The organism is Permianibacter aggregans (genome assembly GCF_009756665.1).
Lineage (GTDB): Bacteria > Pseudomonadota > Gammaproteobacteria > Enterobacterales > Permianibacteraceae > Permianibacter > Permianibacter aggregans.
The window spans coordinates 502,421-522,056 of record NZ_CP037953.1 but is presented as its reverse complement, the minus strand read 5'-3'; the positions used below and the strand labels follow the sequence as shown (position 1 = coordinate 522,056).

Annotated in this window: 16 protein-coding genes; 15 read left to right on the top strand and 1 reads right to left on the bottom strand. The window is 51.8% G+C overall.

Features of this window, described 5'->3' with window-relative positions; all coding sequences use genetic code 11:
* Positions 1 to 145 precede the first annotated feature (145 nt).
* From ileS to E2H98_RS02395, 10 genes are all read left to right on the top strand, one after another.
* On the top strand, positions 146 to 2,965 hold the full coding sequence (gene ileS, locus E2H98_RS02440) for an isoleucine--tRNA ligase (RefSeq protein ID WP_133587457.1): 2,820 nt from the start codon (positions 146 to 148) through the stop codon (positions 2,963 to 2,965).
* Positions 2,965 to 3,459, top strand: coding sequence for a signal peptidase II (gene lspA, locus E2H98_RS02435; RefSeq protein ID WP_133587455.1), 495 nt, complete (start codon positions 2,965 to 2,967; stop codon positions 3,457 to 3,459). The genes ileS and lspA overlap by 1 nt, the downstream gene beginning before the upstream one ends.
* Positions 3,456 to 3,890: an FKBP-type peptidyl-prolyl cis-trans isomerase gene (gene fkpB, locus E2H98_RS02430; protein WP_133587453.1), complete on the top strand. Its 435-nt coding sequence runs from the start codon at positions 3,456 to 3,458 to the stop codon at positions 3,888 to 3,890. Before lspA ends, fkpB begins: the two co-directional genes overlap by 4 nt.
* A gap of 9 nt (positions 3,891 to 3,899) precedes the next feature.
* Positions 3,900 to 4,829, top strand: coding sequence for a 4-hydroxy-3-methylbut-2-enyl diphosphate reductase (gene ispH, locus E2H98_RS02425; RefSeq protein WP_133587451.1), 930 nt, complete (start codon positions 3,900 to 3,902; stop codon positions 4,827 to 4,829).
* A 149-nt stretch (positions 4,830 to 4,978) separates the two neighbouring features.
* On the top strand, positions 4,979 to 5,509 hold the full coding sequence (locus E2H98_RS02420) for a GspH/FimT family pseudopilin (protein ID WP_133587449.1): 531 nt from the start codon (positions 4,979 to 4,981) through the stop codon (positions 5,507 to 5,509).
* Positions 5,506 to 6,246 carry a type IV pilus modification protein PilV gene (gene pilV, locus E2H98_RS02415; protein WP_133587447.1) on the top strand — a complete coding sequence of 247 codons (741 nt, stop codon included), beginning with the start codon at positions 5,506 to 5,508 and terminating at the stop codon, positions 6,244 to 6,246. The genes E2H98_RS02420 and pilV overlap by 4 nt, the downstream gene beginning before the upstream one ends.
* Complete coding sequence (locus E2H98_RS02410) at positions 6,243 to 6,971, top strand: PilW family protein (RefSeq protein WP_133587445.1); 729 nt, start codon at positions 6,243 to 6,245, stop codon at positions 6,969 to 6,971. Before pilV ends, E2H98_RS02410 begins: the two co-directional genes overlap by 4 nt.
* A gap of 2 nt (positions 6,972 to 6,973) precedes the next feature.
* The gene (locus tag E2H98_RS02405; protein WP_133587443.1) at positions 6,974 to 7,498 is read left to right on the top strand and encodes a PilX N-terminal domain-containing pilus assembly protein; all 525 of its coding nucleotides are present in this window, start codon (positions 6,974 to 6,976) and stop codon (positions 7,496 to 7,498) included.
* Between the two features lie 54 nt (positions 7,499 to 7,552).
* Positions 7,553 to 11,716, top strand: a complete 4,164-nt coding sequence (locus tag E2H98_RS02400) for a hypothetical protein (RefSeq protein ID WP_133587441.1) — start codon at positions 7,553 to 7,555, stop codon at positions 11,714 to 11,716.
* An 87-nt stretch (positions 11,717 to 11,803) separates the two neighbouring features.
* On the top strand, positions 11,804 to 12,289 hold the full coding sequence (locus E2H98_RS02395) for a type IV pilin protein (protein WP_133587439.1): 486 nt from the start codon (positions 11,804 to 11,806) through the stop codon (positions 12,287 to 12,289).
* A 38-nt stretch (positions 12,290 to 12,327) separates the two neighbouring features.
* Here E2H98_RS02395 and E2H98_RS02390 read toward each other — a convergent pair whose 3' ends face one another.
* On the bottom strand, positions 12,328 to 12,885 hold the full coding sequence (locus E2H98_RS02390; RefSeq protein WP_162848145.1) for a GspH/FimT family pseudopilin: 558 nt from the start codon (positions 12,883 to 12,885) through the stop codon (positions 12,328 to 12,330).
* Between the two features lie 240 nt (positions 12,886 to 13,125).
* Here E2H98_RS02390 and E2H98_RS02385 point away from each other — a divergent pair, with 240 nt between their 5' ends.
* From E2H98_RS02385 to E2H98_RS02365, 5 genes are all read left to right on the top strand, one after another.
* Entirely contained in the window at positions 13,126 to 13,704 is a 579-nt protein-coding gene (locus tag E2H98_RS02385; protein WP_133587437.1) for a LexA family protein, read from the top strand.
* A 180-nt stretch (positions 13,705 to 13,884) separates the two neighbouring features.
* Positions 13,885 to 14,082, top strand: coding sequence for a hypothetical protein (locus tag E2H98_RS02380; RefSeq protein WP_157591215.1), 198 nt, complete (start codon positions 13,885 to 13,887; stop codon positions 14,080 to 14,082).
* A 121-nt stretch (positions 14,083 to 14,203) separates the two neighbouring features.
* Entirely contained in the window at positions 14,204 to 14,944 is a 741-nt protein-coding gene (gene imuA / locus E2H98_RS02375; protein WP_157591214.1) for a translesion DNA synthesis-associated protein ImuA, read from the top strand.
* 108 nt (positions 14,945 to 15,052) lie between these two features.
* On the top strand, positions 15,053 to 16,504 hold the full coding sequence (locus E2H98_RS02370) for a Y-family DNA polymerase (RefSeq protein WP_133587433.1): 1,452 nt from the start codon (positions 15,053 to 15,055) through the stop codon (positions 16,502 to 16,504).
* Positions 16,505 to 16,506: 2 nt separating this feature from the next.
* The gene (locus E2H98_RS02365; protein WP_133587431.1) at positions 16,507 to 19,584 is read left to right on the top strand and encodes an error-prone DNA polymerase; all 3,078 of its coding nucleotides are present in this window, start codon (positions 16,507 to 16,509) and stop codon (positions 19,582 to 19,584) included.
* The last annotated feature ends 52 nt before the right edge of the window (positions 19,585 to 19,636 follow it).

The window sequence follows — 19,636 nt, the reverse complement described above, 5'->3', positions numbered from 1 at the left end:
CCACTTCCATGTGGTTCACCCTCCGGGTTCCACGAAAATTCGCTCCTGGCGAATTTTTCCGAGCACCGCATTCGCGCAGATCGCCGAGCACCAGGCATTTTTGAGATGGCTTCTAACGATGAAGCATCGTTAACCAGGCTGAACCATGACAGACTATAAACCGACACTAAATCTGCCAACGACCGATTTTCCGATGCGTGCGGATCTTGCCAAGCGCGAGCCGGGCATGCTGCAACGCTGGACCGACGACAAACTGTACGAGCGCATTCGCCAAGCCCGCGCCGGCAAACCAAAATTCATTCTGCACGATGGCCCTCCGTACGCGAACGGCAATATCCATATCGGTCATGCGGTCAACAAAGTGTTGAAAGATATCGTTGTCAAAAGCAAAACGATGTCGGGTTTCGATGCGCCTTATGTACCGGGTTGGGACTGCCACGGTTTGCCGATTGAATTGAACGTCGAGAAAAAAGTCGGCAAGGCCGGACAGAAAGTCAGCACCGGTGAATTTCGTCAGCATTGCCGCGATTACGCCGAGTCGCAAATCGATGCACAGCGCAAGGATTTCATCCGTTTGGGCGTTTTGGGTGATTGGTTCAATCCCTACAAAACGATGGATTTCAAATTCGAAGCCGATGCCATTCGCGCGCTCGGAAAGATCATCAGCAATGGCCATTTGCTGAAAGGCTACAAACCGGTGCACTGGTGCTGTGATTGCGGCTCAGCTCTGGCGGAAGCGGAAGTCGAATACGAAGACAAAGTGTCGCCAGCGATCGATGTTTGCTTCCCGGTCGTCGATGAAGATGAATTATTCAAGCGCCTGCACAGTGTGCCGGAGCACGAAGGCCATGGTGATTTGTCGGTGGTGATCTGGACGACAACGCCGTGGACATTGCCGGCCAACAAAGCCGTTGCGATGAACGCCAACCTCGAATACGCGGTGGTTCAAGTTGAGCGCGACGGTCAGCGCATGCGTTTGGTGGTCGCCGAAGGCTTGATCAAAGATTGCATGGAGCGTTTCGGTTTTGAGCACTACCACGTACTCGGTTATGGCAAAGGCGAAGCGCTGGAGGGATTGATGCTTGAGCATCCGTTCTATCCGCAACAGGTGCCAGTCATTCTTGGCGATCACGTCTCGCTGGAAGCCGGTACCGGTTGTGTACATACGGCACCAGGTCACGGTCAGGAAGACTATGCCGTCGGGTTGAAATACAACTTGTCGGTTGAACACAAAGTTGGACCAAATGGCGTATTCGCTGCCGATTTGCCGTTATTTGGCGGCCAACATGTCAGCAAGGCCAACGAAGCGATCATCGAACATCTGCAAACACATCATCGTATGCTGCGCCACAAAGCGCTCAAGCATTCCTACCCCCATTGCTGGCGTCACAAAACGCCAATCATTTTCCGCGCCACACCGCAATGGTTCATCTCAATGGAGCAGAACGGTTTGCGCGAAACGGCGCTGGCTGAAATCAAGAAAGTGCAGTGGGTGCCGGAGTGGGGTGAAAACCGTATCAACGCGATGATCGAGAATCGTCCAGATTGGTGTATTTCCCGCCAGCGTACCTGGGGTATTCCGATTCCATTGATCGTGCACAAAACTACCCAGGAACTGCATCCGCAATTTATGGAGCTGATGGAAGTCGTTGCCAAGGAAGTGGAGAAGGACGGCATCCAGGCCTGGTTTGATTTGCCGATCGAACATTTGCTGAAAGAAGGCAGTGAAGATTACGTCAAGCTTTCCGACACCATTGATGTCTGGTTCGATTCCGGTGTAACGCATGCTTGCGTTACCGCAATGCGTCCGGAGCTGGGTCAGCAAGCCGATTTGTATCTGGAAGGTTCCGATCAACATCGCGGCTGGTTTCAGAGCTCTCTGTTGACGGGCGTGTCGATCAACCATCACGCGCCGTACAAAGCGGTGCTGACGCATGGGTTCACTGTCGATGGCAAAGGCGAGAAAATGTCGAAGTCGAAAGGCAACGTCGTCGCGCCGCAGGAAGTCATTGATCAAATGGGCGCCGATGTGCTGCGCCTGTGGGTGGCATCGACCGACTATCGTGGTGAAATGGCGGTATCGAAAGAAATTTTGAATCGTACCGCCGATAGCTATCGTCGTATCCGCAATACCGCGCGCTTTTTGCTAGCCAACTTGAGCGGCTTTTCGCCGGAACAATTATTGGCACCAGAAAATATGCTTCCACTGGATCGCTGGGCCGTTGATTGTGCCGCGCGTTACCAGAAAGAGATCGTTGATTCCTACAACAAGTACGAATTCTGGAACGTATCCCAGAAAGTGCACCATTTCTGCTCGGTGGAAATGGGCGCGTTCTATCTCGATATCATCAAAGATCGCCAGTACACCGCCAAGAAAGGCTCGACAGCCCAGCTTTCCTGCCAGACCGCGTTGTTCCATATCGTGCAGGCATTGGCTCGCTGGATTGCGCCGATTATGTCGTTTACTGCCGACGAGATCTGGGCGGCAATCCCAGAGCAAAAAGAATGCGTATTTACTGCTGAGTGGTACGACAAATTATTCCGCAATTCCGACGACGTGATTTCCGCGCAGGAATGGGCAACGGTGTTGGAAGTGAAAGAGGCCGTCAATAAAGCCATTGAGGACGCGCGTAAGTCGATGGACATGGGGGGCTCATTGGAAGCGGAGGTCGATTTGTATGTTGAGCAAAGCATGCAGACTATCTTGGCGAAGCTTGGTGATGAACTGCGTTTTGTGTTGATTACCTCAAAGGCGGCATATCATTCCTTGACCGAGGCCGGTAGTGATGCACTCGACTCTGAAATGAAAGGGATGAAAATCCGCTTGCAGAAATCGTCGCATGGAAAATGTGTGCGCTGCTGGCATCGTCGTGCCGATGTCGGTTCGGACAGCAAACATCCTGAACTCTGCGGCCGCTGCATAGAAAACGTCGACGGCGCTGGCGAACAGCGGAAGGTGGCCTGATGTCGCAAGCAGTTGGCGGTTGGGCGAATTATCGCTGGCTCATTTTGACCGTTGTGGTGTTGATTCTCGATCAGTGGACCAAGCATTTGGCATTGGCGCATTTACAGCCGTATCAACCGGTTGAAGTGATGGCCCATTTCAATTTGAAACTGGCCTTCAATACCGGCGCGGCTTTCAGCTTCTTGGCTGACCAAGGCGGTTGGCAACGCTGGTTCTTCGTCGTGCTAACGTTTGTCATTTCCTGCGTATTGCTGGTCTGGCTATTTCGTCTGGAAAAATCGCAGCGCGTGCTGGCGATTGCGCTGGCGCTGGTCCTCGGCGGCGCCATTGGTAATGTTTATGATCGTCTGTTGTACGGTCATGTCGTCGACTTTATTGATTGGCATGCCGCGGGCTATCACTGGCCCGCATTCAATATCGCCGATTCGGCCATTGTTTGTGGCGCTGTGTTGTTGTTTATCGACAGTTTATTCAACAAGAAAGGTGAGTCGTGAGCGTAGTGGTTCAAGCTAATGATTTGGTGCTGATGCATCTGGAACTGAAACTGAAAGACGGTTCCATTGCCGAAACCACCCGCGGCGGCAAACCGACTCGATTTCAGCTTGGTGACGACAGCCTTTCGCCAGCGATTGAGGAACAATTGCTCGGTTTGCGGGTCGGTGACAAGAAGTCTTTTGAGGTTAGCGCCGAGCAGGCCTTCGGTGAGCTTCAGCAAGGTCTGATCCAGCATATGGAGCGGCATCTGTTCCCGTCGGATATGGACCTCAGCATCGGTAGTATCATTGCCTTTGAAAATCCCGCCGGCGGTGAAATGCCAGGTGTGATCACCGCTATCGAAGGGCAGTCGATTACCGTTGATTTCAATCACCCTTTGGCCGGCCACGACTTGCAGTTTGCCGTCGAAGTTGTCGCCATCAATCCTTGAGTGAATGCCATGCAAATCGTACTTGCCAACCCACGCGGTTTTTGTGCCGGTGTCGATCGCGCAATCGAAATCGTCAATCGGGCGCTGGAGCTATTCGGTGCGCCAATTTATGTGCGCCATGAAGTCGTGCACAACCGATTCGTGGTCGAGGATCTGAAGCGCAAGGGAGCGATTTTCGTCGAAGAACTATCGGAAGTGCCGGCCGATGCGACCGTGATTTTCAGCGCCCATGGCGTTTCACAAGCGGTACGTGATGAAGCTGCCAGCCGTGGTTTTCGGGTTTTTGACGCCACCTGTCCGCTGGTCACCAAGGTCCATATGGAAGTGGCCCGCATCGCCCGCAAAGGCGACTCCTGCATCCTGATTGGCCATAAAGGTCATCCGGAAGTGGAGGGGACGATGGGTCAGTATCTGAATTCTACCGGCAAGATGTACCTGATCGAGTCGGAAGCGGATGTCACCAAACTTGAAGTGCCAGCCGATACCCCACTGCATTACGTCACCCAGACAACGCTGTCTGTCGACGAAACCCGCGACATCATCGCTGCGCTGCGCAAGCGTTTCCCCGATATCCAGGGCCCGCGCAAGGACGACATCTGCTACGCCACACAAAACCGCCAGGATGCCGTGCGTGAGCTGGCCGGCAAGGCTGATGTGGTGCTGGTTGTTGGCTCCCGCAACAGCTCCAACTCCAACCGTCTGCGCGAATTGGCCGAAAAAGAGGGTTGTAAGGCTTACTTAATCGACGGCCCGGAAGACATTCAGCCCGACTGGCTCGACAATGCTAGTGCGGTCGGCGTTACCGCTGGTGCCTCGGCGCCAGAAATCTTGGTCAAACAGGTCATCGAGCAAATCAAGCTGATGGGCGGTACAGCCGTTCAGGAAACCCAGGGCGTTACCGAAAACATCACTTTCGCACTGCCACTGGAACTCCGCTAAATCCATTCTCCTGGTTCAAATGTGAGCCCGTTCACACTCTAATTCTTTGAAGAACCGCTGGTCGGAAGCCAGCGGATGCCTATCGGAGCTTTCTGGCTTTTATTTCTGCCCAAGTGCTAAAACATTCCTGAAGATGGGAGAGAGGGCCTATGCGTAGCAAGGGTTTCACAATTGCTGAATTATTGGTGGTAATGGCCGTGGTCGCGATTACGGCTGTGCTAGCCGCGCCGATGCTTACCAGTTTAATTGAAAGCACGCGTCTTACTTCCGCCGCCAATGCCATGGTTGAGTCCGTGGCACAGGCGCGAAGTGAGGCCGTTAAACGTGGTTTCACCATTGAAGTTGTACCTCTCGGTGCCAACTGGCAATCGGGGTGGAAAGTCAAAGAGATCAATGTCGTGATGCAATGCCCAGTAGATATTCCTGACTGTGAAGATGATGAAAAAGAGGCGGTAGACAAAGGCAACACGGTTCGTGTGGTTGAAGATTTGCCGCCCGCACTTTCTATCGGCATAGATGATGATGACGCCACCCTGCAGTTTTCGCCAACTGGAAGACGGGTGGTTGGCGCTGAAGTAGCAATCACAATTTGCGGGAACAGCAAAAAGGGCCGTGTGGTAACCATTACGCCAGCGGGGAGCACCCAAGTTGAGCATTTGGAATCGGGTTGCAGCATATGAGACAGACTAAGTTTTCTTCGTTTCCTGTTCGCGTAAGCGGGCGCGCTCAACGCGGCTTTAGCATGATCGAGGTGCTGATTGCGGTTTTGGTGTTAGCCATTGGATTACTTGGCGTAGCCGCACTTCAGATGAGCAGCATGAAAAGTGGAATGGAGGGGTACTTCCGTTCTCAGGCAACGGCTCTGGCAGAGGATTTAGCTTCAAGAGTTCGCGCGAGCCGGGAAATTGCCAAATCCGATAATCCGCCGTGGGTAAAGCCCATTTGGGGTAAAGATCATACCGAGCTAATTGACGACGGCGATCCTGATACCGAACCCGTACTCGACACGACCAAAGCTAGCCCGCTGGCCGCAACGGCAGCGTTCATGAATTACTTTGTTTCGATGGGCGAGAACACCGATGGAGATGACATCGCGGTCGCTTTTGCTTGTGCGGATGCACCTCCAGGCGGGACTTATTGCCGGGCTCACAACGGTAACGACGCCAGCGCCTGCAATTTCCAACAATCTTCAGCTTTTGATGTGTGGGAAATGTGCACGTTGGCAGACGAAATGCTGCCTGAAGGAAAAGTGTTTGGAAAAATTAACGGCACCCGTTTGACCATCGCGGTATCGTGGCAGGTTTCCGAATTAGATAAAACGGTTGAGACAGAAAAGGTCAATAATCCGTTATGTGCTCAAGAGTTCGAGACGATATCTGAGAATGAGGACTGTGTGTTGTTGGAGGTAGTGCCATGAGTAGAAGGCGCTATTCCAAACAGCAAAGCGGTTACACCATGGTCGAAATGTTGATTGCCGGGGTGTTGGGTCTGATTTTGTTGGCGGGCGTTGGTCAGCTGTTTATTGGCAGTAACCAGACCTTTCGCATGCAGCGACAATTAGCCGACATTCAGGATTCGGGGCGTTTCGTTCTGTGGATGTTAAAAAACGACATTGAACATTATGGCTTAAAGCTCGATGCCAGCAAAGTCCCAGATGCCCTTGATACGGCATACTGGGTTGATGGTGGAGGCAATGTCAGTGACTCGATAACCGTCGCATTTGATGGTAATGCGGATGAACGAGATTGTGCTGGGAGTGAAGTTGATGATGACGATGGTGACGGCTTTCCGGAAATTCAGAATCGTTATTATGTCCAAGATGGCAATTTCATGTGCGAGGGAAATGGTGGTGGTGCAGCGCAGCCAATGATTAGTAATGTTGATGCCTTTCAGCTGTTATATGGCATTGACAATGATAATGATGGTGTTCCAAATCTTTATGTCCCCGCGGATGAAATCACCACTCCACAGCAGGTCATCGCTATTCGTATCGCTCTACTTATTCGCGGCGAAGAGAATCAGAGTGTACCTAAACAAGAAAGAAGCTATCAGGTAGCGGATCGAGTCTATGTCTTTGATGACAAGATCCCGCGTCGCTTGTTCGGTGTGACCATATTGATTCGTAATAGAAGGCAGGCATAAGCATGAAACGGCAAGAAGGTGCGGCATTGTTAGTCAGCCTGATTATTCTGCTGATTCTCTCCATCATTGGAATCTCCGCGATGAGAGGGGGCTTACTACAGGAGTTAATGGCGTCAAACACTCAGCAAGTGATTATGGCACAAAACGTCGCCGATGCGGGTGTGGAGGCGGTATATCTGGCCGCGAACCAGGAACGTTATCTGGAAAATGGAATTTTGGATAAAACGATTAAAGGTGAAAGTGTCGTTCGCTACGTATCTCAGCAGGGCCAAGTTTCAACCGATGCTACAACCAAGTTTGACGGTGACCGTCCGGTTAGCATCATGCAGAGCCGGGTATCGGTTACCGGTGGTTGTGGCGCGCCAATTGTTTGGTGCCCAGGTTATTCTGCCGATATTGGCGGTGGTGGCAGCACCGTTGCTTGTTACGCGTTCGAAGAAGATGCCACGGGAACCGTGGCGGACGTTGATGCCAGAGTCAAGCAGTGGATGTCAATGATGGGCCCGAGTTGTCCGGGTGACTCGTAATCAGTTTTTCGCATCCAATTTTCCGAAATGACTTTACTAATGCTGGAGGTTCTTGTGAAAAGCAAGCTTCTCAATATGATAGGTTCAGGTTTGATGAGTCTCGCTTGGCTTTCCGCAAGCACAAGCGTCTATGCTGATGACACTGAGATTTTTTTCAATACTACCGCTAATGCGGTTAAGCCTAATATTCTGTTTATTTTCGATACCTCGGGCAGTATGAACGGCCTCCCCTCGGGCGAGGATAGGAAAAAGATCGAAATCATCAAAGAGGCGATGAAAGCCGTTATTGACGAAGTCTCCGGTGTCAATATCGGTATGGCTCGATTCACCGCCAGTAACGGCGCGGCAATACTGTTTCCGGTAACAGATATTGACAAGGCGGCAACGCCATTGATCTCTCAAACTGTCGAATCGGGCGCTAATGATGCGGTTCAGAATAACTCTGGAACGGTTACGATCGGTAATAGCAAGTTGGTGCTGGCAAATTCCAATACCAATAAATTCACAGCACTGAGGTTCCCGTCTTTAAACATTCCGCAAGGCGCAAAGATTACCAATGCAGTGTTGACGCTGTTCCCCAGCGAAGAAAACTCAAACGTTAGTGAAAGTGGTTCGCTGACTATGCGAATCCAGGCGGAGAAAGTAACGGACTCCGCTACTTTGGCCGCTACCTCGAACAATATCTCCGGGCGTACGAAAACTACGGCTTTCTATGACTGGTCGATGAATACCTGGTCGCGTAGTTATGATTCAACGATGAAAAAATACATCGGTAGCCCAGAAGCTTCGCCCAGCAATAGCCTGAATAGCGTTATTCAAGAAGTGGTCAATCAGGCAGGCTGGTGTGGGGGAAATGCTTTAACGCTACTAATTGAGCGTCAATCTGGTTCTGGAGAAAGAACGGCCAACTCTTTTGAGGGCGATAGCGCCAGGGCACCGACATTGACGGTAACCTTTTCCGAAGAGCCAGGAGATTTTCAGACTAATGGTACGGTTCCTCGTTGCTTCACCAATAAAACCATTGCGCGCGTCATTGACCCGAAGGATGACGTTGAGGAAAACTCAGACGGTCAGGTATCCACGGCCAGTGATGTTGCTACTGAGTTGAGCTTTCAGAAAATTCTGGGCAGCAAGGCTGAGAATGCGGCGGTGGGTTTGCGTTTTGACAAGGTGAAAATCCCACAAGGTGCGGATGTGATTAGCGCCAAGCTTTCACTTTACTCGGCCACAGCGGCCACGGGATCCGCCACGACATTAAATGCAGTTGGTGTTGACACAGGAAATCTGGAGCCTTTCGATACTAATGTTAATAAGTTGTTAACGACTGGGTTGAGTAAAACCACGGCGGTAGCGTTAAGTTATCCGGTTAACTGGAGTACTCCTAATACGGAATATATTGCCGATGGCGATTTGGCCAGTATCATCAAAACCATTGCTGCCAAAGCTGATTGGAAATACGACAATGCGTTTGGTTTGATTATTACTCATACGGACGGTTTGGCTCGGCATGTTTGGCCACGCGAAAAGGGACTGGCTTATGCGCCAAAACTGACGATCACCTATCGTGGAAGCTACAACAAAGGCATGTTCCTTGTTCGCGACAAACTGAAGGCGGCAACTGAAGGGTTCAAGGCTTTAGGTGGGACACCGGTTTCCGACTCAATGGTCGAGGCTGCTCGTTATTTTCGTGGTGAGGCAGTATCTTTCGGTACAGTCCGTGGTAATCCTTCAAATCGCGAGAACAACGTGTCGCATCCGGATACGATAATTTCTGCTACTCACACTATTCCGAGTGGTTGCGATTTAGCGGTGGCTCCGTATTCGACGGCTTGCAAAAACGAGCAGATCGCCGGCACTTACAAGACGCCGATTACCGATACCTGCCAGTCCAATCATATTGTGCTGCTAACTGATGGTGAGCCCAACCAAAATGCTACCGCTACCAATACTTGGGTAAAAAACACTGTTGGAACAAGTTGCAAAACTAACGATGGCGGTATTGATTGCACGTTGAAAGCAACCGAGTACCTGAAAAATGTCGATCAGATGACCGATGACGAAACGTTTCCAGGCAAACAGACGATCAGTACTCATGCTGTCTCATTTGATCTGAAAGCGGGTAGCAAAGCGGCACAGTTTATGGATGATGTCGCCAAAGCTGGTGGCGATGAAAAGGCTTATGTCGCTGATAATACTCAGGGCTTAATCGACGCTTTTACTACCATTATCAGCAACATACAGCAACGCTCATCAAGCTTTGTGTCAGCAGGCGTTACAGTTAGCCAAACCAACCGTCTGGTGCACGAGGACAAACTGTATTTCTCGATGTTCCAGCCAAGTGGCAATCAGCGCTGGTCCGGCAACCTTAAACGTTATGGTTTGAAAAATGGCGTACTAGTTGACCAGAATGAAAAGGCGGCGGTTAACTCCAACAGTGATCAGTTTGCTGATGAGGCAATGAGTCACTGGTCGTCCTCGGTTGATGGCAATGTTGTCCGCCTGGGTGGCGCCGCATCCAAGCTGAACGCTAACCGTAAGGTCTATACCAATGTCAGCTCAAGCGAAAATGTTAAGCTTGCAGATGGCAACAATAATTTGCACGAAAACACCACTGGTATTACCGATGCAATGCTTAAGGTGGCAACTGCAGATGAACGGTCAACTGTTTTGAAGTGGGCTCGTGGTATTGATGTTGATGATCTTGATGGCGACTTATCGACTACAGATGCCCATAATATCTTTGGTGATCCGATCCATTCTAGAACGGCATTGATTCGGTATAAAAATGGTACTTCTAGTGAAATGAGGGCTTATGTTGGTACCAATCATGGCTACTTGCATAGCGTTGATACGGCCTCAGGTAGTGAGAGCTGGGCTTTCGTTCCGCAGGATTTGCTAGGGAATTTGGCAACGCTAAGAAAGAATGAGCCCCTTCCGACTGGATATACTCACGGCGTCTATGGTCTCGATGGAACGATTCGAGTGGTGCTGAATGATGCGAATAAAGATGGCTTGATTGATGATACCGCTTCCTCAGGCGAGTTCGCGTACCTAGTCTTTGGCATGCGTCGAGGTGGCAAAAACTACTACGTTTTGGATGTGACCAAGCGTGATGCTCCTGAACTGAAGTACGTTATCGGACCGAACTCCGATGGTTACAGCAAAATTGGTCAAACCTGGTCTGCTCCGGCTATAGGCCGTATCAGAACAGGGCCGAACGAAACCAAACGTGTTTTGATTTTTGGTGGTGGTTATGACACTAAGCAGGACAATTATGGCGACCCAGTTAAGGATGAGGATATTGCCCAAGGTAACGTGATTTATGTTGCTGATGCGGAAAATGGCAAAAAACTTTGGAGTTCTGATGAGTCCGGAGTTTCCATGAACGCTGTCCCTGCGGATATAGCTGTTCTCGATTTGGATGGCGATAATCTGATTGATACCGGATATGCTGTCGATACTCGTGCTCAGGTATTCCGGATGGATTTCATGGGAGATGGCTCTGTCAAGCTGCATAAACTGGCATCATTGCACCCTGAAGCGGCAACGGTAACGGATAACCGCCGGTTTTATGCTCGCGTTGATCCCTCTTATATCAATCGGCCGGATGGCGAATCTTTTGTCGCGGTTTCGGTCGGTACGGGTTATCGAGCCCACCCACTAAACACCACAATTAAAGATCATTTCTATGTAATTCGCGATCAAAGTGTCTTAGGAAAAACTGCACCAACGCTCGTCACTTTGGGGGGGTTGGTTGACATTACTGAGATGCTGGGTCTAAATGATGACGGCAGTTCAAAGGCTTTGGATGCTATTGAAGACGAAGACAAGTCGGGTTGGTATTTGCGTCTGACGACTTCCGGTGAGAAGGTGATGGCCGAGTCGGTCACCTTTGACAAGACGGTGTTCTTTACCACCTATTTGCCGCCTAGCGCTGCAGTCAGTGGTTGCTCCGCCAACTCGGGTGCGGCAAGACTATATGCGGTCAATGTCCTGGATGGTATGCCGGTTAGAGATCGTGACCTGGATGACAAGGTGGAACATACCGATCGATTCCGCGATCTTATGGATCAACCGGGTAGTGGGATGGTGCCTCCGCAAGTCCTTATTACGGACTCCGGCCCGATACTTTGTGTAGGTAATAAGTGTTTTACCGATGAGTTGGATGCCTCGGTTATGTTGCAACGGATGAAGTGGCAGCGAATAACTAGTAACTAACGTAAGAGCAGCCGACTTATCGTCGGCTGCTCTGTTTGTTAAGCGTGAAGATTTAATTTCTGTTTTTATAGCTCCAGAGGAGTTGTTATGTTTTTTTCATCTCGATTTCAGCGCAACCATCTTGCTGGTTTTACCTTGATTGAGTTGATTATCGCGGTAGCGATTGTTGGCATTTTGGCGGCGATTGCATTCCCGTTTTACGATCAGCACGTTGTCAAAGCCAGAAGAGCCGATGCCATGCAGGCGGTCACCTCAGCCGCGGCGGCGTTGGAGCGTTATCGTGCAGGCAATAACTTCTCGTATGCTGGTGCGTGTACTTCAATTCAAAGTGGCGACGATTGCGATAACAAAATCTTTAATGGCAATGTGCCAGCTGATGGCGGCACAGTCTTTCATGAAATAACGTTTGCAGTTGCCGCTAATGGGCGCAGCTATACGATTACGGCTGAACCCAAAGGCGGTTTGGCAACGAAGGACGGCGCGTTGACACTTGATAGTTCAGGTGCAAAAACTTGGAAGGACAAGTCCGGCAAGAAATATGAGTGCTGGCCCCAGGGAGGTAACTCCTGCTGACCGCAGGGCGAAAAAGGGCGAGTGGAACTCGCCCTTTTTTAATCACAGCTCAGTGGCTTGCCGCTAGCCCCCTCATCAACGCCATCATCATTACTATCTTGTGAAACTCTCGGCCGCCCAGTCTTGGTGATGATTACTGCTTTCGCGTACTTCACCTTTCCGAGTCCACACACCGTGAACGTACCGTTTTGGTGGTTGGTAATGCCTGTTGGCAAAAACTGTAGTGTCTTGGCGATTTTGAATGATTGCCATTTGACGTTATCGGCGTCGTTAATGCCGTTAATGTAATTGAGTCTGGTGTCTTCGATATCTAATTCACGATTGCCGTTTTGATCAATGAAAATCAGATGTCCCTTTGACCAGTCGGTATCGCAACTGGAGCCATTTGCACTCGCGCATACCGTAATGTATTCGTTCCGCATGATGGCTGTCTGACGAGCACTGTGCACGGTGCTGAGTAGAGTATGGGCGTAGCCGTTGACTCGGGATTTGATGATCAAGTTTTTCATGCTGGGGTAGCCAAGCCCTAGTGTGATGCCGGCAATGGCGATCACGATCATCAATTCCACCAGCGTGAATCCTTTCTGCGCTTTCATTGTTGTTCCCTCAAAAGTTATTGAATATGACCATGTCCGATGGCGGCGCCATTGTCGTGGGGGAGCCGGGTTCAGGCTGTGCGCCGGTTTAGCCATCTGCTGTGCGCTTTGGCTTACATCCTTGGTGGTTAAGGCTGAGGCGATGTGGGGGAATTTCGGAGGGGCCAGGAAATTGGCTTGCAAGCAAAGGTATGGCGCGCTACCATTTGGTAAACAAATGGTTAACAATAGAGCCTGACAATGAGCCAGTTATTTCACGAGCGTCTTGCCGATTTGCGCGACCGTTTTCAGCGCGAGCAACGTATCCCGTCTTGCCGGGAGTTGGCCAAGGATTGGAGCGTTTCTTCCACGGCGGTCTGGAAGCTGTTTGCTCGGCTGCGTGAACATGGTTATCTGAAGCAGGAAGGTAATCGTTGGCTGCCGGATACGGCATTTTTTGCCCGGGCAATGGCGCCGGCAACGATTCCGGCTGGTGAGCCAGTCGAGTTGCCCAGCGATGACGGTGATGAAGGCTTTGTCATTGACCAGTACCTGGTCGATAATCCGTCGCGCTCGGTGCTGTACACGGTGCGAGGTGATTCGATGATCGATGCCGGTATTCACGACGGCGATGTCGCCGTGCTGGAGCTACGGAGCCAAGCGAAAGAGGGCGATATCGTCGCCGCTTATGTCGATGGCAAGCTGACCCTGAAAAAGCTGGCGCGGATGAACGGCAAATATGTGCTGATCCCCTGCAACAAGATGTATCCAGTGATCCGACCGGAGCGCACGCTGGAGATTTACGGTGTGCTGGTCGGTTTGGTGCGCAAATACCGATGAAGGCCACTCCGATAGGAGTGGCCGGTTCTTGTTCATAGCATAAGTTTCCCTTTTCAACAGTTGGGCGTCGTGTCTGTCATCGACAGGCATCCGGGTTTTTATTGCCATTTTTCCCCGGGTTTTCTTTGTGGAAAGCGACGTATTTATTTGAATGGGTAAAGCCGGCGTGGTGATTGATGCTTGTCAGATATCGATGTTGAGTCAGGCTTGAAAGCCGAAAGCCGAAAGCCGAAAGCCGAAAGCCGAAAGCCGAAAGCCGAAAGCCGAAAGCCGAAAGCCGAAAGCCGAAAGCCGAAAGCCGAAAGCCGAAAGCCGAAAGCCGAAAGCCGAAAGCCGAAAGCGTTTCGCGGCTTCATCGATATGCAGGTCAAGCGCTAAGCAAACAGTGAAGGATTGACGAGCTTGATTGTGCTGATCACGGGCGAGGGGGCGACAGCACAACACATGGACTTTTCATAAACCCAAAGGCTTTACATGTTTATGGCTATCGGAGGTGCCGTTGTCCTCATTACAGCCATTGCTTGATCGCCGCCGGCTGTGGCGGGCGCGTGACAGCCAGTTTGAAAGCCGCAGCGGTATCGCAACCGGCTGGCGAATGCTCGATGCGGTCTTGCCCGGTTACGGCTGGCAGGCAGGCACACTATCAGAGCTGTTGTGTGCTCGGCCAGAACTGGCGATGCGCTTATTGCAGCCGGCGCTGGTCAAGCTGAGCCGGCAACATCGCTTGATTGTCTGGGTCGGCATGCCGTGGTTGCCTTATGCGCCTGCCTGGCAACAAGCGGGTCTGGATCTGAGCCGCTTTTTGATCGTGTCTGCACAGAACAAACAAGCGCAATGGGCTGCTGAGCAGGCCTTGCGTTTGGCCAAAGGTTCGGTGCTGGTTTCCCTGTTTAACCGGCTCGATTTACAACATTCACGTCGCTTGCAATTGGCCGCCGATGCCGGTGGTAGCTACGCATTTTTATTGCGACCGTTATCCGCTTTGAGTGAATGCAATGCCGCGCAATTGCGGCTGCAACTGGATGCTCACGCTCAGGGATTGCGCGTTACCGTGCATAAACGACGCGGCGCTTTTGCGTTGCCGCCGTTTGTATTGAAAAAATCGGGTAGCTCTGTACGTTGGCCGATGCGACCGATTTTGCCGGCAACGGAAAAATCCGAAGCATTTTCCCAGGCTTGGTATCAGCCAGATGCAGTTATTGGATGGCGCGATCAGCCATCGAATGGCTTGTGGCAATAAAGCCTGCGTCAAGCGACGGTTTCGAGCCATGCGTTATTTGCTGAATAACTCACCGGAAGATGAACGCCTCATGGATGACATACCTGCTGTGATGCACGGAGCTTAAGTATGCGCTGGCTTTGCTTATGGTTTCCGAAGCTTGCCGTTGAGCTGGCTGATCGCTTGAACCACGAACAAAAACCGTTGTTGGTTTATCAATTGCAGCGTCAGCGACTGATGGTCTGGCAGGCCAATGGCGCAGCGCAAACGCTAGGCATCAAGCCTGGCATCAGTGTCGGTTCGGCACAGGCCTTGGCGGCTGATTTGCTGACTTGCGCGCGTGACCTGATCGCGGAGCAACAGGCGCATCAACACTTGGCATTGATTGCTTCGCAATTCAGCAGCGATGTACAACTGACCGAAGGCGGCGCAGTGCTGCTCGAAATTGAGCGCTCGTTGCGTTTGTTTCATGGCGTGCAAGGTCTGCTTGCCGCGCTGGAAAAAGAAATGCGTCCGCTTGAACTCAGCTGGCGCTGGCAAATGGGATGGGGGGCGACTGCTACATTGGTCATGAGCGCCTTGCAACCGGTAACGGATTTTTCCGAACCGCAATTGAAAGCGGTGTTGAGCCGCGCACCGCTACGTTGCCTGAATCGTGATCGCCGTTGTCCCAACTCATGGTTGCATCATCTGCAGCAAAGCGGCTTTCGTTATTTTCGCGATTTGGAAGCGATTCCCCGTGCCGCATTAAGCAAACGTTTCGGCAGGGAGTTTCTTGATTATTGGCAACGCTTATGGGGCGAGAAGCCGGACTCGCTCCAGGTTTTCCGATTGCCGGAGGTGTTTGACCAGCGGCTTGCGTTGCTGGCCGAAGTCGATGCGCTGGATGCCTTGCTGTTCCCGGCCAAACGCTTACTACAGGATCTGGAACAGTATTTACGCATCCGGCAAAAGCAGGTGAATCATTTACGGTTTTTTCTCTATCAGGACCGGCAACAATCGCTGGAAGTGGATTTGCACAGCGCCGAACCTGGGTCTAATGTCGACACCTGGTTGCCGCTACTGAAACTACGCTTTGAGCGTGAGCAACTTGCTCAGCCAGTACGTGAAATCCGTTTGCAGGTGTTGCAGTTTGTTGAGTTGCAACCGGCAAAGCAGCAATTGTTTTCGACCGCTGCCGATGATCAAGCCGGCGAACAACGATTGCTCAGTTTGCTGCGTGCTCGTCTTGGCGATTACGCCGTGCAATTTTTGCACACCACTGATGATGATTGGCCAGAACGGGCCAGCACGCTTGGCGCCACACCACAAACCACTTCACTTTCGGCAATGGACGGTGAACGGCCTTTGTGCTTGCTGGATACGCCAGTACGTTTATCCACTCAACATGGCATGCCACATTATCGGGGCGCATTGCAATTCGAGCCGGGCGTTGAACGCTTTGCTGCCCGTTGGTGGCAGGACAACAATGAACAACGTGAATATCGCATCGCTTGCAATGCAAAAGGCGAACGTTTTTGGCTGTTTCGTCGCGCTGAGTATCCTGCGCAATGGTATCTACATGGATTATTCGGGTTTTAGCCATGTCATACGCCGAACTGTTCTGTCGCAGTAATTTTTCTTTTCTGACCGGTGCGTCGCATCCAGAAGAGCTGATTGAGCAGGCCATGGCGCTCAATTACCAGGCATTGGCGCTGACCGATGAATGTTCGCTGGCTGGTGTGGTGCGCGCTTACGCGGTGGCGCGCAAGACTGGCTTTCATTTTATTGTCGGCAGTTATTTTCGTAGCGAGCAAGGATTATCGCTGGTGATACTGGCCACAGACCGTGATAGTTATGCCCAGCTTTCGGCGCTGATCACCAAGGCCAGAAGACGCACGGACAAAGGCCAGTACCAACTGCATGATGATGACTTGCGCCATGCCGTCGATGGTTGTCTGGCGATTTGGTTGCCATTACAACAACCCGAAGATCTCAGCGCGCAAAGCTGGGTGCAGTTTGAATTGTTGAAGGCTGGGTTTCCGAAAGGATTTTGGCTTGGTGTCAGTTTGCTGGCTGATGGCAAGGATGCGATACGCATCGCTTTGGCGCAGGACTTTCAGCAGCAAACGGGCACACCGATTGTCGCCGTTGGCGATGTCTTGATGCATCAGCGCGAACGTTTACCATTGCAGCAGGTGTTGACGGCCATTCGTTTGGGCACAACGGTTGAAGCGCTTGGCAACCGTCGTCAACAGAATGCTGAGCGTTACCTGCGAGCATTACCGGAACTGGCTTGCTGGTATCCGCAGGAATGGTTGCAGCAAACGTTAGTGATTGCCGATCAGTGTCGCTTCAGTCTTGGTGAGTTGAAATACGAGTATCCGAAAGAGGTGGTGCCGGAAGGTAAAACACCGAGCGAACATTTGCGTGAACTGGTCGAGCAGGGCGCACGCAAGCGCTGGCCCGGTGGCATTAAACCCGCCGTGCGCGAGACCATTGAGAAAGAGCTGGCGCTGGTGGCCGAGCTGAAATATGAGTCATATTTCTTAACGGTTCATGACATCGTTAAATTTGCTAAGAAGGAAAATATTCTTTGCCAGGGGCGTGGCTCAGCAGCCAATTCGGTGATCTGCTTTTGTCTTGAGGTGACTGAAGTTGATCCAGCTCGAATCGATGTCTTGTTCGAGCGCTTTCTGTCAAAAGAACGTGATGAGCCACCGGATATCGATATAGACTTTGAGCACGAGCGTCGCGAAGAAGTCATTCAGTATATTTTTGACAAATACAGTCGCAAGCGGACGGCGCTGACCGCGACGGTGATTTCCTATCAATTGCGCAGTGCGGTACGCGATATCGGCAAGGCGCTCGGCATCGAGCTTTCATTGCTGGAAAAATTATCGAATGACACGGCCTGGTGGGAGCGGGCCGATGGTTTTCATGAAACCTTGCGGCGCGCCGGCATTGATCCGCGCAGCGCCATCGTTCGGCAGTTTTTGAAACTGCTTGCCGAGATTCAGGGCTTTCCCCGACATTTATCCCAGCACGTTGGCGGCTTTGTTATTTCCAATCGGCTGTTGTCGGAGTTGGTGCCGGTGGAAAATGCCGCGATGAAAGATCGCACCGTCATTCAATGGAACAAGGACGATATCGAAACGCTGGGCTTGTTGAAGGTCGATGTGCTGGGCTTGGGTATTCTGACCGCGATACGACGCACGCTGGCGTTCATGAATCAGTACAGCGACCGGCAATGGCACATGCAGGATCTGATGGAGGAAGATCCGCGCGTGTATCAAATGCTGCAGAAGGCCGATACCGTTGGTGTATTTCAGATTGAATCGCGCGCCCAGATGTCGATGCTGCCGCGCCTGAAACCCAAGCGGTTTTATGATTTGGTCATTGAGGTAGCGATTGTTCGGCCAGGGCCAATTCAGGGCGGCATGGTGCATCCGTATTTGAAACGTCGTGATGATCCGTCGTTGATTACTGGCATGCGTCCGGAACTGGAACCAGTGCTCGGGCGCACACTCGGCGTACCGATTTTTCAGGAACAGGTGTTGAAGCTGGCGATGGTGGCTGCCGGCTTTTCCGGTGGTGAAGCCGATGAGCTGCGTCGGGCGATGGGCGCCTGGAAAAAACGCGGCGAGTTGGAGCGTTATCAAGCTAAGCTTGTTACAGGCATGCGCCAGCGTGATTATGACGAGCAATTTATCGAACAACTCTGCGCGCAGATCGCCGGCTTTGGTGAATACGGCTTTCCGGAATCACATGCGGCCAGTTTTGCCTTGCTCGCTTACGCCACATCGTGGCTGAAATGCCATCATCCGGCGGCGTATTGCGCGGCGTTGATCAACAGCCAGCCAATGGGCTTTTACTCGCCTTCGCAACTGGTGCAGGACGTGCGCCGACATGGCGTTACGGTATTGCCGGTCGATGTCCTGCACAGTGATTGGGATTGCACGCTGGAGCGGATGACTAATGGCGAGCTGGCGATTCGCCTGGGGCTGCGTTTGGTCAAATCCTTGAGTCAGGAAACGGCGAAACGTATTGAGCAAATCGAACGCCGCTCGATAAAAGACTTGCAGCAACTGACCCAGCGGGCAGATTTGAATCGTGCGGAATTATTGCTGCTGTCGCGCGCAGGCGCCTTGCGTTCCATCAGTGGCAATCGTCATCAGGCTCACTGGCAAACCTTGGCCGTGGAAGAAAACAGTTTGGCCAGCGAGGCTTTGCGTGATGAGCCGGTGGAATTACCGGCGCCGACCGAAGGCCAGAATTTAATCGCCGATTACGCCTATGTCGGTTTGACGCTCGATAATCACCCGATGCAATTGCTGCGTGAACGACGCGAGTTCACTGGCTGTCGGCGTGCTGGCGAATTACCGGCGCTTGGCAATCGCGCGCATATTTCGGTAGCTGGCGTGGTGACCAATCGGCAACGGCCGGGTACGGCCAGTGGCGTGTTGTTCATGACCTTGGAAGATGAAACCGGCAATCACAATCTGGTGATCTGGCCCGATACCTTGAAGCGTTTTCGTCAGGCCTGTTTGCACGGTTACTTATTGCGTGTCGATGGTCGGCTGGAACAAAAGGATGGCGTCATTCATGTCATCGCCGGCCATATCCGCATGCACAATGAATTACTCGGCGAGCTGGAATTATCGTCGCGCGATTTTCATTGAACGCTCGAGCGAAAGTCAGAAAGCAAAAAGGCCAGCAAGCTGCTGGCCTTTT